At 58.7% G+C, this 14,821-nt stretch carries 12 protein-coding genes; 6 read left to right on the forward strand and 6 right to left on the reverse strand.

Annotated features, from left to right (window positions below; translation table 11 throughout):
* Positions 1 to 283: 283 nt before the first annotated feature.
* From SIC14_RS14640 to SIC14_RS14665, 6 genes are all read left to right on the forward strand, one after another.
* Positions 284 to 2,041, forward strand: coding sequence for a methyl-accepting chemotaxis protein (locus tag SIC14_RS14640; RefSeq protein WP_412562658.1), 1,758 nt, complete (start codon positions 284 to 286; stop codon positions 2,039 to 2,041).
* Between the two features lie 353 nt (positions 2,042 to 2,394).
* Positions 2,395 to 4,173 carry a methyl-accepting chemotaxis protein gene (locus tag SIC14_RS14645; protein ID WP_412562659.1) on the forward strand — a complete coding sequence of 593 codons (1,779 nt, stop codon included), beginning with the start codon at positions 2,395 to 2,397 and terminating at the stop codon, positions 4,171 to 4,173.
* 145 nt (positions 4,174 to 4,318) lie between these two features.
* Positions 4,319 to 5,602 carry a sensor histidine kinase gene (locus SIC14_RS14650; protein ID WP_412562660.1) on the forward strand — a complete coding sequence of 428 codons (1,284 nt, stop codon included), beginning with the start codon at positions 4,319 to 4,321 and terminating at the stop codon, positions 5,600 to 5,602.
* Between the two features lie 351 nt (positions 5,603 to 5,953).
* Positions 5,954 to 7,204, forward strand: coding sequence for a sensor histidine kinase (locus SIC14_RS14655; RefSeq protein WP_412562661.1), 1,251 nt, complete (start codon positions 5,954 to 5,956; stop codon positions 7,202 to 7,204).
* Between the two features lie 229 nt (positions 7,205 to 7,433).
* On the forward strand, positions 7,434 to 9,647 hold the full coding sequence (locus SIC14_RS14660) for an NADP-dependent isocitrate dehydrogenase (protein WP_412562662.1): 2,214 nt from the start codon (positions 7,434 to 7,436) through the stop codon (positions 9,645 to 9,647).
* A gap of 113 nt (positions 9,648 to 9,760) precedes the next feature.
* A complete protein-coding gene (locus SIC14_RS14665; protein ID WP_412562663.1) occupies positions 9,761 to 10,342 on the forward strand; it encodes a hypothetical protein in 582 nt (193 codons plus the stop codon).
* Between the two features lie 199 nt (positions 10,343 to 10,541).
* Here the strand turns inward: SIC14_RS14665 and SIC14_RS14670 are convergent, their stop codons facing one another.
* The 6 genes from SIC14_RS14670 to paaB are packed head-to-tail and all read right to left on the reverse strand — an operon-like array spanning position 10,542 to position 14,752.
* Positions 10,542 to 11,321, reverse strand: coding sequence for a PaaX family transcriptional regulator C-terminal domain-containing protein (locus tag SIC14_RS14670; protein WP_412562664.1), 780 nt, complete (start codon positions 11,319 to 11,321; stop codon positions 10,542 to 10,544).
* Entirely contained in the window at positions 11,318 to 12,076 is a 759-nt protein-coding gene (locus tag SIC14_RS14675; RefSeq protein WP_412562665.1) for a Phenylacetic acid catabolic protein, read from the reverse strand. Before SIC14_RS14675 ends, SIC14_RS14670 begins: the two co-directional genes overlap by 4 nt.
* 45 nt (positions 12,077 to 12,121) lie before the next feature.
* On the reverse strand, positions 12,122 to 13,192 hold the full coding sequence (locus tag SIC14_RS14680; RefSeq protein WP_412562666.1) for a 2Fe-2S iron-sulfur cluster-binding protein: 1,071 nt from the start codon (positions 13,190 to 13,192) through the stop codon (positions 12,122 to 12,124).
* A gap of 12 nt (positions 13,193 to 13,204) precedes the next feature.
* A complete protein-coding gene (paaD, locus tag SIC14_RS14685) occupies positions 13,205 to 13,675 on the reverse strand; it encodes a 1,2-phenylacetyl-CoA epoxidase subunit PaaD (protein WP_412562667.1) in 471 nt (156 codons plus the stop codon).
* Positions 13,676 to 13,682: 7 nt separating this feature from the next.
* Entirely contained in the window at positions 13,683 to 14,468 is a 786-nt protein-coding gene (paaC, locus tag SIC14_RS14690; protein ID WP_412562668.1) for a 1,2-phenylacetyl-CoA epoxidase subunit PaaC, read from the reverse strand.
* Complete coding sequence (gene paaB, locus SIC14_RS14695; RefSeq protein ID WP_058244034.1) at positions 14,468 to 14,752, reverse strand: 1,2-phenylacetyl-CoA epoxidase subunit PaaB; 285 nt, start codon at positions 14,750 to 14,752, stop codon at positions 14,468 to 14,470. The genes paaC and paaB overlap by 1 nt, the downstream gene beginning before the upstream one ends.
* Positions 14,753 to 14,821: the final 69 nt, after the last annotated feature.

Genomic DNA, 14,821 nt, shown 5'->3' on the forward strand with positions numbered 1-14,821 from the left:
TGCCACTAAAGTCCTACTTCGCCTTTTTCGCGAAACCCGCGAATCCTATCCTTTTGCACCTTGTTTCCACGACTTTACCGCTAACGATTGGCCTTAAACGTTTAGCGCCTGCGCCGTTCATCCTCCTGTCCAAGAGTAAAAGGCGTGCGACGTTACAATGATGCAAATGACCCGAGCCAAGTTCTGCTTTGTTCGCTCCCTGTCGGGGAATGTCTGCACATGCGTCGCGCTGAGGACGACCCCTACTCACCTCAGAAACCCGTACGAGTGAAGGCCTAGAGTTATGACCATTAAATCCCGTCTCTCTCTGACTTTTGTTCTGTTGTCAGTGCTTTTCGTCGGTATCGGCGCGCTGGCAGTGTATGAACTGCGCGAAGTCAAAATGCGTGGGGAGCAGATCGTTAATCGCGATGTTGCCACCCTGCGCGCCATCGACGACCTGGCACAGGTCCAGTCGAAAATTCAAACCAGCATCCGCAACTATATGTTGGTGGATGATCAAGGTGTCCGCAAAGAGCTGAAAGCTGAAATGAAAGAGCTGAAGGCGACGCAGGAAACCATGATCGCTGAAGCCAACATCATGGCCTATGGCGCCGAAGAAGAGGTTGCCGCGACCGAGGGCGAAGCTGCCCCGGCCGAGGGCCCCGCTGAAGGCGAGGTCGCCGAGGTCGCGGTCAAAGAGCCGCTTGATCCGGTGATGGCGGATTTCCTGGTCCAGTATGAGGACCTCAAAGGTCAGGTCGAACGCATCAACAAAAAGGTGATGAACGTTCTGATGTTCGGTTCGCGTGACATGGCGTCGACCATCCTGGTGGGTGAAGCCGCCAAGGTGGACGCTGCGATGGCAGAGCTGTTGATCAAGGTGGAAACCGAAAAAGGTGCAAAGATGGATGCCTCAATGGCTGAAGCCGCGGCGATCTATGAGCAGTCGGTGCTGATCGTGGGTGGTTTGATTGCCGCAGCACTGGTCATCAGCTTGTTGGCCGCTTGGCGTATCCTGAGTGCATTGAACCGTGGTTTCAAACTGGCAATCAACCTCAGCAAAGATGTTGCTGATGGTGATTTGTCGAAAACCGCTGTTCACAAAGAACAGGGTGAGATCAAGGATCTGCTGGATAACCTGAACGACATGGTCACCAACCTGCGTGGTGTGGTTTCCAATGTGTCCGAAGGCGCGCGTTATGTGTCCACCGGTGCTAGCCAGATGGCCGAAGCTTCGGTCGGTATTGCCGATGGGGGTTCGAAACAGGCGGGTGCGACGGAAGACGTCTCTGCCTCGGTTGAGGAAATGACCGCCAACATCGGCCAGACCGCTGAAAACGCTGTCGAAACCGAAAAGATGGCGCTGGCCTCTGCCGAAGAAGCGCGCAACTCAGGCTCGGCTGTGAAAGAAGCGATGGAGAGCCTCAACACCATCATCGACCGCATCAATGTGGTGCAGGAAATCGCCCGTCAGACCGATCTTCTGGCGCTGAACGCGGCGGTCGAGGCAGCCCGTGCTGGCGAACATGGCCGTGGCTTCTCGGTTGTGGCCTCTGAGGTGCGCAAACTGGCAGAACGGTCGCAGGAAGCGGCTGGCGAGATTTCTTCGCTGTCCTCGGGCACCCAAGGTGCTGCCGAGAAGGCGATGAAGATGCTGGAAGGTCTGGTGCCGAATATCGAGCGCACGGCTGAGCTGGTTTCGAACATCTCCAACGCCAACGCCGAGATTTCGCAGGGCATGACCCAGATCAACCAGTCGATCACCTCGCTGGATGATGTGACCCAGGAAAATAACGCTGCCTCGGAAGAAATGTCCGCCACCGCAGAAGAATTGGCCGCCCAGGCCCAGACCCTGCGTGATACGGTGGGTGCCTTCCGTCTGGATGCTGACAGCGAAGGCGCAGCGCCTGTTGCGGCTGACGCTCCGGTGACCGCGCCTGCAGAGGCGCCGGCAGAAGACAGCGCCGAAGTTGACGAGCCTGTGTTTGATCTGAAGCTGGACGATTTTGACGAAGAGGATGGCGAAGACTTCATCCCGTCGAAAACCAAAGCCGCCTAAGACCCGAGGCCAGTCACCTTTGGGTGCAGTCAAGAAAACACAAGACGCCGCGCTCTTTTGAGTGCGGCGTCTTTCTTTGGGCAGATGTTTGTTTTCGTTTGGAAAATAAATTCCGCGGGAGGCCTGAAATTCGCTCGGCGGCTTTAAAATAGCCCCGGTTTGGGTCGTTGGAGTCTGAGGTTCCTAGTGTTTGTGTTTCAGAGAGTGGCCCGCAAAATGAACAAATCCGGACAACATTTTCTGTCCTTCCCCGCTTTGCGTTGCCGCGTCTTAACGGCCGATTTAACCGGTCTGGCACTGACACCACCGCCTGTCCCCCACGAACCCATTATCCCTAGTGAGAGTTAACAAGTATGAAGCTGACGATCAAAATGCGTCTGGGCGCCACGCTCGTAACGCTTGCCGCCATCATTGTCGCCGTGGGACTGCTGTCCTTAACCGAAATGCGAATGATGAACGCCAAAAGCCAAACCATCGTAGAAACCAATTTCCGCGCCATTCAGGAAATTGAGTCACTGGCCAATGTGCATGAACGGATTCAGACCCGGATCCGCGACTACCTCCTTGTTGATGACCGCAAAGGTCGCAAAGCGATCAAGACGGAACTCAAGGAGATGACCAAAGAACGCAAGGCAATGGTTGAACACGCACGCACCCATGTCACCCAAGAGGGGGAAGAGGCACATGTGGAAGGGGCCCATGAAGAGGGCGCTACGGAGCCTGCTGGCGAAGAACATGCCAGCCATGATGCTGCCGCAGAATTGGAAGAGCAGCAATTCGCTGCGTTCCTGGATGAGTTTCAGGCGATCAGTAAAAAGGTTGACCGGGTGAACAAACAGGTGATGCAGATGCTGGGGGTGGGCGGTGCGTCGATTGCCGCAAACCTGCTGCGCGAAGACAACAAGGCCAATTATGAAAACATGCGGGCGCTGATTGCCAGCAGTCTGGAAATTGAAAAGGCTAAGATGGACGAAGCTTTGGTCGAGGCCGCCGCTGCCTATGACCGCAACCGTCAGATCCTGATCGCGTCGATCGTGGCTGGCGTTGTGATTGCACTGTTGGCGGCTTGGGGCATCATTTCGACCCTCAGCCGTGGTTTGAAAAACGCCATTGAACTGTCGTCGCGGGTGGCCAAAGGGGATCTGAGTGTTACCGGAACCCATAAGCACCAGGATGAGCTGGGCGACCTGATGGACAACCTCAACGATATGGTCACCAACCTGCGCAGCATCGTGGGCAACGTGTCTGAGGGCGCGCGCTACGTCTCGACGGGTGCGAACCAGATGGCCGAAGCCTCGGTTGGTATTGCCGACGGTGGCTCGAAACAGGCTGGGGCAACGGAAGATGTCTCAGCCTCGGTTGAGGAAATGACCGCCAACATCGGCCAGACCGCTGAAAACGCTGTCGAAACCGAGAAGATGGCGCTGGCCTCTGCGGAAGAAGCGCGGAACTCCGGTTCGGCCGTGAAAGAAGCGATGGAGAGCCTCAACACCATCATCGACCGCATCAATGTGGTGCAGGAAATCGCCCGTCAGACCGACCTTCTTGCGCTGAACGCGGCGGTCGAAGCAGCCCGCGCTGGTGAACATGGCCGTGGTTTCTCGGTTGTGGCCTCTGAGGTGCGCAAACTGGCGGAACGCTCGCAGGAAGCGGCGGGCGAGATTTCTTCGCTGTCCTCCGGCACCCAGAGTGCTGCGGAGAAGGCGATGAAGATGCTGGAAGGCCTGGTGCCGAACATCGAGCGCACCGCAGAACTGGTCTCGAACATCTCTAACGCCAACGCCGAGATTTCGCAGGGTATGACCCAGATCAACCAGTCGATCACCTCGCTGGATGACGTGACCCAGGAAAACAACGCCGCCTCGGAAGAAATGTCCGCCACCGCAGAAGAACTGGCCGCCCAGGCCCAGACCCTGCGTGACACGGTGGGTTTCTTCCAGCTGGAGGATCAGGGCGAAGATGCGCCTGAGGCGACGGAAACCGCTGCGGCCCCCGTTGAAGAAGAGACCGCGCAAGTTTCTGAGGCGGCACCTGTGGCAGAGGAAGGTCCAATGATCGACCTGTCGCTGGATGATTTCGACGGCGAGGACGAGGTGGACTTTACCCCGGCGAAAGACAGCCGCGCCGCCTAAACATCGATGGAAGGACGGCGGGTAAAACTGCCGCTCCTTTACCTCGATGGCATAAAAATGTGATAACGCGTTCGGACTGGGTGCCTTATCCAAAGGGCCCGCCAGAAGTGCCCGCCAATAAACCCGCGATGAGATGAGAGCCGTTGTGAGCCCGCAAACCTCAGATATGGACCTTGAACGCCGGTTGCGCCATGCGCAGGCGATTGTGATGTTCATGGCACCGTTTGCTGCGCTCTGGGGCTGTGTCAGCCTGGCGCTTGGGGCCTATGTTTCGGCAATGGGGGCGTTTACGGCAGTCACCGGCTTTACACTGGCGATGCTCCTGCGGGAGCGGATGAACCCGCTGGCGCTGCGGGTGATGTGGCTGCTCATTCTGGATGTTGCGATGTTCCTGGCGATTATCGCCACCCATCCGGCCAGCTACACGGCCTTCCTGCTGCTGTTTCGCGCCACCGCGCCGATTTCGGTGTTTTCGCCGCGCGAACCCAAGTGGATTCGCTGGGGATTGGTGCTGCCGCCGGTGGTGATCTGGTTTGTAACCTGGGCGCTGGACTATCAGGTGCTGCCCAATTTCGAGATCGGCGAGGATCTGGCCCGCACAGTGTTTGCGCCGATATCCGGCGTGACCATCTTTGGCATCCTGCTGTTTGAATTTGCCTATTACGACCGTTTGACCAGCCAATACATGTCGCAATTGGATGAGGCGCGGCGGGTTTCGGATCAGGCGAACCTTGCCAAAAGCCGGTTCCTGAAGTCATTGACCCACAACATGCGCACGCCCCTGCACACAATTTCGGGTTACAGCGACATGATCCGCAGTGAGATCGGCGCGGGCAAAGTGGCGCAAGCACCGGAACTGGACAAACGTATGACCCGCGTTCTGGCCGCCAGTCAGGAATTGTTGGGGATGATCGACAAGGGCATCGCGCTGTCCAGCATGACCTCCAACGGCGTTGAGGCGGTGTGCCGTCCCGTGCAACCGGGGCCGCTGATCCATCAGGTGCTTACGGAAATGCATCCCGTCGCACAGGCCAAGGCGATCACGCTGGGATTTGACGGGCCAGACGCCGCGGCAGAGCCCGAGGTGATGGCCGATCCGGATCTGTTGGTTGCCGCGCTTAGGCATCTGGTTGAAAACGCAATCCGTTTCAGCCCGGAACAGGCGCTGGTGACGGTGGTTTGTGCCCCCTTTGGCACGGATCAGGTGGAACTGGCGGTTTGTGACACCGGTCCCGGATTTCCGCCGGGCAGCGAAGAAAGCGCCTTTGTGCCGTTTGAACGCCTGGGCGAAGCCCTCGGCGCCTCATTGGGGGGAGGCATCGGTTTGACCTTGCTCAAGGCGCAGATTGGGGCGATGGGTGGCCATGTTGGCATCGACAGTGCCTATCAGTCCGGGGCGCGTGTCTGGATCCGGTTGCCGCTGGCCTAAAGCCTCTTTTGTCAGGTCAAGCGACATGATTCCTCTAATATCGGCTTGCGATTTGGTATGACCATCGTGGGGAGGCCGTCCATTTATAAGGTGTATGAGGTTTATATGTTTGGGGCCAAACCCAGACAAATTTCGTTCTTGAATAGATGTTACTCGCCCTCAAATCTCGCCTCAGGCGAGTGCGGTCTGGGAATGGTTTTGTTGACGTAAGGGCAGTCAATGATGTGTACAAAATTCGCTTTTCTTGCCCTTTGCGGATTTGGTTAACATCACCTGTAGAGGGTGACTGTTATGAATGATTTGTTTCGAGCGAAAGCCCATTGGGGGGGCGCTCAAATTGAAGAGCCGCAGATGCCGCCGTTTACAATGGTCTGGGTTTGCGCTTCGTTTACGTTGATTTGGCTGGTTGCAGCCGCCTCCATTGGGGCTGTGAAGCTCAGCCTCGCAGGGACCGTGGCCCTCAGCGCCATATTGCTTGGCTATTTTCTGTTTCAGTCCGGAAAACAAAGCTACGCCCGCGGCGTCTGGCTTTGTGGTGCAAACCTCACGGTGACGATGGTTGTGCTCTGTGTACACCCGATGGGGCGGCCTGAGTTTCTGTATGTAATCTGTGCGGGCTTTCCGTTTCTGGTTTTTTCCTGGCACCGCCATTCGCTGCTAAAAGCTTGTTTTGTTGTGCTTCCCGCCGTGCTCTGGATCGCTACGGCGGTGATGATCCAATTGGATTTGATGCACTGGGAAGTGGGGCCGATAATCGCTGAACGCTATTTTGCCCCGATCAGTGCAATCACCGTTTTTGGCCTGGTCGTGTCTCAGATTGTGTTCTTTGTGCTCACCTCTTCAACCTATTCCGCCAAGTTGCGGCAGGCCCTGGAACTGTCAAAACTGGCGGGCAAGGCCAAGTCGACCTTCCTCAAGGCCATGAGCCATGAGATGCGCACGCCGCTCAATCAGATCCTTGGGTTCAGTGATTTGACACGGATGGAGGCCGAGGCGGGCAGGGCGATTGATAGCACGCAACTGGCCGCCAGAATGCAGCGGGTGGTGGAGGCCAGCGACGAAATGCTGGGGATGATCGACTCTGCCTTGGCGCTTTCGGAAATTTCCGAAGGGCAAATAGATGTGCACATCGAGACGCTGGAGCTGCACAAAGTTGTCAAAGACGCGACGCTGGGACTGGCGCGTTCAGCGCGGCGGCGTGGCATTACCATCGACTTGCCCAAGGGGCAAACGCCACATGTGCGGGCCGACCAAAAGCTGCTGCAATTCTCGGTGGCGCAGATCCTGGACAATGCGATCAAATACTCCGCCGAGGGCAGCACGATCTCCGTCAGTTGGACCAGCCGCGGTCGCGGGCGGGTGAGCCTTGCGATTACCGATTTGGGCCCCGGCATCCCCGCGAACAAAGTTGAAACAGCCTTCACCCCGTTTGAGCGGCTGCACCATGCCCACGGCACGGTGCCGGGCGGCGGGATCGGCCTGCCATTGGTCCGGGCCTATATCGAGGCGATGCAGGGCGAGGTCAGCGTCGATCCGTTTTATGAAGGGGGCACGCGGATCTGGCTTGAGTTGGAGCACGCGATGGACCTGCTGCCAGCCTAATCACACCGGGTAACACCGGTGCCGTCATGCCATCCTTTGCCGCCCGTGGCATCATGTCCGTCGCAAACATAACAATGGCGAATTGATCTTTCGCGCCGGGGCCGTTATTGGGGTCTGGAACCGCATGGAGTCCGCCGTTTTGGCAATCTTTCATGCCGTCGCATCCTGTGATTGCAGCGCCGCTGCCGTTCGTCAACCAGCTACCCTGTCAAAAAAGAAAGGTAGAAACATGGCTGAAAACAAGACGCCCGACATTCTGTATACAATTGTAGACGAAGCGCCTGAACTGGCCTCCGCCTCCTTCCTGCCGATCATCCGCAAGTTCGTGTCCTCGGCCGGTATCACCGTGGGCACCCCGGACATTTCGCTGGCAGGCCGCATCATCGCGACCTTTCCGGAGAATCTGACCGACGCGCAGAGTCAGACTGACGATCTGGCCGCTCTGGGTGAACTGGTGAAGACCCCGGACGCCAACGTCATCAAACTGCCGAACATTTCGGCCTCGGTGCCGCAGCTGGTGGCCGCGATCACCGAACTGCAGGCGCAGGGCTATGATCTGCCGAACTACCCGGAAGAGCCTGCAAGCGACGAAGAAAAGGCCGTGCGTGCCCGCTACGATGCCATCAAAGGCTCGGCAGTGAACCCGGTTCTGCGCGAAGGCAACTCGGACCGTCGCTCGGCCAAAGCGGTTAAGAACTTCGCTCAGAACAACCCGCATTCGATGGGCGCATGGGCCGCAGACAGCAAGACCAAAGTGTCGAGCATGCCAGGCAACGATTTCTACGCCAACGAAGTCTCTGCCACCATCACTGCCGCGCAGGCCGGTGACGCGAAGATCGAATTTGTTGGCAAAGACGGCGCCGTGACCGTGCTGAAAGACGCCTGGCCGCTGGCAGAGGGCACCGTTGCCGACGCAACCTTCATGTCCGCCAAAGCGTTGGGGGCTTTCCTGGCTGAAGCAATTGAAGACACCAAAGCCGATGGCACCATGTTCTCGCTGCACATGAAGGCGACCATGATGAAGGTTTCGGACCCGATCATCTTTGGCCACGCGGTCAAGGCATGGCTGGCGCCGGTGTTCGAGAAGTTCGGTGACGAAATGGCCGCGCTGGGTGTGAACCCGAATTCGGGTATGGGCGATCTGCTGGACCGCGTGTCGGGCAATGCAGACATCATGGCTGCAATTGAGGCTGTGACCGGTGAGCGTCCGGCCATGTATATGGTCGACAGCGACAAAGGCATCACCAACCTGCACGTACCGTCTGACGTCATTATTGACGCCTCGATGCCGGCTGTGATCCGCGCTGGCGGCAAAGGCTGGGACGCAGCAGGCAACAAGGGTGACACCAACTGTGTAATCCCGGATCGCTGCTACGCCTCGGTCTATGACGAAAGCATCAACTTCTTCAAAGCCAACGGTGCGCTGGACGTGACCAAGGCGGGTTCGGTTGCCAACGTCGGTCTGATGGCGCAGAAGGCCGAAGAATACGGCAGCCACCCGACCACCTTTGAGGCCCCCGCAGAGGGCACCATCCGTGTGGTTCTGGCCAATGGCGAGACCCTGCACAGCCACGCTGTTGAGGCCGGTGACATCTGGCGTTCTTGCACCGCAAAGAAAGCCCCGATTGAGAACTGGATTGAACTGGCGATGGATCGTCAGCGTCTGACCGGGTCCGAGGCGATTTTCTGGCTGGACGCAGACCGCGCCCATGACGCAGAGCTGATCAAATACGTGACGCCTGCGCTGGAAGCCGCTGGAGTTGCAGACAAATTCCAGATCATGGCGCCGCGTCAGGCAACCGCCCAGTCGCTGAAAACCATCACTGCTGGGAACGACAGCATTGCCATCACGGGCAACGTGTTGCGGGACTACCTGACCGACCTGTTCCCTATCCTGGAACTGGGCACCTCGGCCAAGATGCTGTCGATCGTGAAGCTGATGCAGGGCGGCGGTCTGTTTGAGACCGGCGCCGGTGGTTCAGCCCCGAAACACGTGCAGCAGCTGGTGGAAGAAAACCACCTGCGCTGGGACTCGATGGGCGAATTCTGCGCCTTGGGGGAATCGTTGAACTTCCTCGCCGACGTGAAAGGCAACACCAAAGCCGGCGTGCTGGGTGTCGCCGCTGAGGCCGCCACACAGGGCATTCTGGACAACAACAACTCGCCCTCGCGCAAAGTTGGCCAGCCTGACAACCGTGACAGTCACTACTGGTTCGCCCGCTACTGGGCAGAAGCACTGGCCGCACAGGGTGACGACGCCGATCTGGCTGCTGAATTTGCACCGGTCGCTAAGGCCCTGGCCGAAGGTGAAGCCGCTATTCTGGGCGAATTCGCTGCTGCGCAAGGTCCGGCTGCTGAAATCGGTGGCTACTACCGCCCCAGCGTTGAGCTGAAAGCCAAAGTGATGCGCCCCAGCGCCACGCTGAACGCGATCATCGACTAAGGCTGAATGCTAGAAAGAAACTCGAAAGCCGCCCTAACTGGGCGGCTTTTTCGTTAGGAGACGTCACAAAAGGCGCGTGTTGTTGATGTCAAACTTCCCGCTATAGTCGCGAAATGAACAGTCTTCACACGAATCCGATCAAGGCCAATGAAATCGCCAAACTGCGCGCGATTTTGGGGTACGATTTGAGCGCTATCTATTCCCCATATCTGGATGTCGATCTGTCGACGGGTTTGATAAGGACGCATCAAGTATCTTTTAGTTTAGAGTCGGAAACGCCGCAATTTCTGAACATCTCCACAGCTTGGTGGCAAACTGAGATGGAGGATTATCACACGTTTGTTTTGGAGACTTCGGACAAACCCGGAATAATACCCTTCGAATTCGATGACACTCACGAGCGTCATGGATTTGGGTCGGTATCGCAGTGCGATTGCAATGCGGGGCGCGTGAAGAAAATTGAAATTGTTCAATCCAAATTTGAGGCGGAAGGCGATTTTGTTCCGGCGGGATCTGAGATGTTCGTCGAAACCATCGTTTATGATCGCGGGATAAACATCCATTGCGAGCGAGGTATCATTTCCCTGGCAACGACGTTTTGCTTAATCGAGGGCGACATCCAAATCCGCAATCAACCCGTAATATTGTCGGACGATCCAACCGAAGTGATGACGGTTCGAAAAACGCTAGAGTAAACGGGCAAGCGTTGACGCGCGCCGCAAATAGCTATCCTTCTTGAAAGGGGCAGCGCTTGGCCCGGAAAAGCCGGGGCTGAACCGGATGGCCGATGTGCTGCAGATCCTGGGGCAGACTATGACGGTGATCTGCCGTTGATCGAGGTAGATCTGCAACCGTTTGCACGATCTGCTCCAGCGCGTGCTGAGGCTCAGGCGTTTAAGCCGCGTTGCGGTCTGCCAGGTCGGCACGGGGCAGGGCGGTCAACAGCGGCGGCACTTTGTTGGCGGCAACGGCACCTGCCCAGTCCTCTCCGAGCAACAGGTCCGGCAAGTCGCCGTGGCGCAGTCGTAATCGGCGCCAGTGGTGCAGGATCAGTAAGCGCAGGATGGATTGATCCGCCAGGGGCAGCGCCTGTACCGCTGCAAGGTCAGGGCAAGCGGTGGCCAATGCAGTGTACTCAACCTGCAGGTCTTCGGGGACCAGCGAGTCCCGCAGCCAGTCTGGCACCGGGCCGTTTAATGGGGTGTGAACCCAATCTTCCAGCCCGTTAGCCTGTCCCGCGATCAGGGCGGTGCGCGGGCTGAGGCGCAGGGCGTCTTCGGGTAGCGCATCTTCCATTTCCGCGCCAGATAGGTCAGGCGGGGCAAGGCTCATCCAGACCGGCTGGTCGGGGCGTTCAAAGTTATAGATGCGCGCCCGCACAGCCTCGGTCGAGGCCCAGCCCTGCGCGCTCAGCCGGTAGGAGGCACTGCGCCCGTGTTTTTCGGCCTCCACCCAACCATCCCGTTTCAGACGGTGCAGCGCCACCCGAAGCGCCTGATTGGTGATCCCCAGCGGGGCCAGCATCCGGTCAATATCACGGGTGCGGATCTGATCGCGGGGGCTGGTGCAGGCGTCGCCGAGAAGCGTTACCGCCACCGACCAGATCTTCAGCGGCCCGCAGTCCAGCAGTGGCTGCAACAGCACCGAGGTGGCGGAGGGCGAGTCGAGGCTCATGCCGAAAGGCCCATTTGCGTCAACACGGATGCGGCCTCATCTTCCCACCGTGTCCGTAGCGCGGCGTTGGGGGTGTGGCGCAGGCCAAGGGCCTGCAGACGTTCAAATTTTTCGGAGTGTTCCTGCCCAAAAGAGGCCGCCACACGGGGGCGCCAATAGGTGACCGATGTCTGAAGCGCTGAGGCCTCGCCTTCTGCGATCAGACGTTCCAGCCCTTCAATAGCCAGTTCCGTGTGGCGCCGTTCACGCGGCGCAATTTCGCGGAAGACTTCGGCCAGAGGCTGATAAGAAATGCGGCCCATTTCCTCCAGCTGCACGCCAACGGCCAGCCCCATCAGGAGATTCATCACCACCGCGTCGCCCCAACCGGCCAGCGGGTAGTTGAACACCGCCAGCCGCATGTCCTGCTCTGAACGTTGGGTGCCGATATCGGCGTCACGCGGCAGCCGTGCCGCCCAAGGGTGTGCGTTGGCGTAGCGGGCAGTGTCGGTGCCAAACCCGGCCATGATCCGCAGCACACGGTCAGCGTGATCGGTCTTTTCCAGCACGATTTTGGCGGCGGCGATACGTTCTTTGATGCCCGGGCCTGCGTTGATGACATCGGCGAAACCGGCAGCCCCCGCCAGAGAGCTGTCGACAAAGCTGGCCATCAGTTTCATCAGCTCCGCCCGGTAACGGGGTGGGACATTTTCCGGCGCGCTCAACTTACCGTCCTGTGCCAGATAACGCTCGATGCTCATCGTGTCGCTGGTCATATCCCACCCTCCTCAGGCGTGTTTAGATCATTGAAACATATCGCTTTATTGATCGTAGTCGACAACCACCTTGTCCGAAACAGGAAAGGCTTGGCACGACAAAACGTAGCCCTTCTCGATCTCGTAATCTTCCAGCGCATGGTTGGCAGCCATTTCGACCTCGCCTTCCAGCACGCGGCAGCGACAGGTCGAACAAACGCCTGCGCTACAGGCATATGGCGCGTCCAGATTGTTGGTCAGCGCGGCCTGTAGAACCGTCTGGGTCGGGTCCATTTCGACGGTGCGGGTGGCACCATCCAACGTGATGGTGGCGGTCTTGGCTCCGCCTGTTGCGGCGGAAGCAGCGGCACGTTGGGGGGCGCGACCGGGCTGGTTTCCGGCGAACAGTTCAAACTTGATCTGCGCCTCGTCCATGCCGTGATCCTTCAGCGCCTGCGCGATGCCCAGCATCATCGGTTCCGGCCCGCAGATAAAGGCGGTTTTGGCGGCTTTCACATCCAACCAGCCCGAGCCGAACAGCTCGGCACATTTTTCCGGTGTCACCAGACCGGTGAATAGGTCGATCTCCTGCGCGTCGCTTTCCAGAATGTGGATGACGCTGAAGCGACCCAGATAGGTGTTTTTAAGATCTTCCAGCTCCTCGCGGAACATGATCGTATTCACACCCTTGTTGGCATAGACCAGCGTGAAACGGGCGTTGGGTTCGGCCTCCAGCGTGGTCTTGATGATCGACAGGACCGGTGTGATGCCGGACCCACCGGCAAAGCCCAGGTAGCTGTTGTCTGCCTCGGGCGTCAGCGCGGTGAAAAAGTTGCCCATCGGCGGCATGGCCTGCAGGGTGTCGCCAACTTTCAGGTCCTCATTGGCCCAGGTCGAGAAGGCACCGCCGTCGACCTTTTTGATTCCAACCTGCAGCACGCCATCGTTTTTGCCAGCGCAGATCGAGTAGCTGCGGCGCAGCTCCTGCCCATCGAAATCCCGGCGGAAGGTCAGATATTGGCCTTGGGTGAAGTCAAACTCCGCCGCCGCCCCGTTCACCGGTTTCAGGGTCACGACCACAGCGTCGCGGATGGTTTTGTGAATGTCGGTGACTTCCAGATCGTGGAAACGTGGCATGATCGGGCTCCGTCAGATGCACTTGAAGTAGTCAAAGGGTTCCAGGCAGTCGGTGCAGCGCCATTGCGCCTTGCAGGGGGTCGAGCCGAACTGGCTCAGCCGCTCCACATGATGACTGCCGCAATGGGGGCATTTGTCCGGCCCACCGGCGGGTTGTGGTGGCGCGATGCCATAGGCGGCCAGCTTGTCGCGGCCCGCCTTTGTCATCCAGTCGGTGGTCCAGGCCGGTGACAGTTGGCGGCGCAGTTCTATGTCGCGCAAGCCGTGATCGCGCAGGGCGGTTTCGATATCCAGATTGATGATCGATGTGGCCGGACAGCCCGAATAGGTGGGGGTCACGGTGACCACGCAGGTTTCGCCCTCAAAGGCAACATCGCGGATGATGCCCAGATCGGTGAGGGAAATCACCGGGATCTCGGGATCTGGCACCTGATGGAGCCAGTCCCAGACCTGATCTGTTGAGGGAAGCGCCGTTGCAGTCATCCGTCCGTTACCACTTATTGCCGGGATAGGCGCGCTGCAGCCACTGCATCTGGCACAGCATGTGGCCCAGATGTTCGGTGTGCATGGCGCCAGTGCGGCCGCCCTTGTGGGCGAAGGTGCTTTCGGGTTTCACCAGCGTGGCCTCTGTCAACGCGGCAGAAACGATGGCGTCAAAACCCGCGCGCAGGCTGGCCGGATCAGGGCCGATCCCTGCAGCAAATGCGGCGGCATCCACAGCGTCAGAGTGGAACATCTCACCGACATAGGGCCAGAGCAGATCCAGCGATGCCTGCATCCGGTTGTGGCTTTCCTCGGTGCCATCACCCAGACCAATCACCGTGTCGCGCGAGCGTTCCAGGTGGTAGGCGACCTCTTTGCTGGCTTTTTCGGCAATCGCCGAAATGGTGGCATCGGTGGAGTTTACCAACTCCGCCAGCAGCACCGCATGATAGGCATCAAACAGGAACTGGCGCATCAAGGTCTGGCCAAAGTCACCGTTCGGCAGCTCCACCAGCAACACATTGCGGAAGTCCCAGACGTCGCGCAGGAAAGCCAGATCATCGGCCGATTTGCCTTCGCCCTGCACATCTGCGGCGTGGCCCAGCCACAGCTGGGTCTGGCCCAGCAGATCCAGCGCCGTGTTGGCCAGCGCGATGTCCTCTTCCAGCACCGGGGATTTGCCGCACCATTCGCTGACGCGATGGCCCAGCACCAAAGTGTTGTCGCCCAGACGCAGCAGGTATTGCACCAGCTGGTCCTGTGTCATCTCAGCCAGTTTCTCTGCCGCGCCCATCACATGTGCCCCGCTTCTTCGGGGATGTCGAAGAACGACGGGTGACGATAGACCTTGCTTTCGCTGGGTTCAAACAGCGGGCCTTTTTCGCCCGGTGCGGTGGCCGAGATATGTTTGGCCTCAACAACCCAGATCGACACACCTTCATTGCGGCGGGTGTAGACGTCGCGGGCGTTTTTGATCGCCATTTCGGCGTCCGGCGCATGCAGGCTGCCGACGTGACGGTGGCTGAGGCCGTGCTGGCCGCGGATGAAGATTTCCCAGAGGGGCCATTCCTGTGACATGTTCTGTCCTCCTGTCTCGCACACCCGCGGCGCATCTGGCGGGGTGGCTGGATATATCGGTAAGGGCGG

Source organism: Thalassobius sp. MITS945101, from assembly GCF_047123305.1.
Taxonomy (GTDB): Bacteria; Pseudomonadota; Alphaproteobacteria; order Rhodobacterales; family Rhodobacteraceae; genus Thalassobius.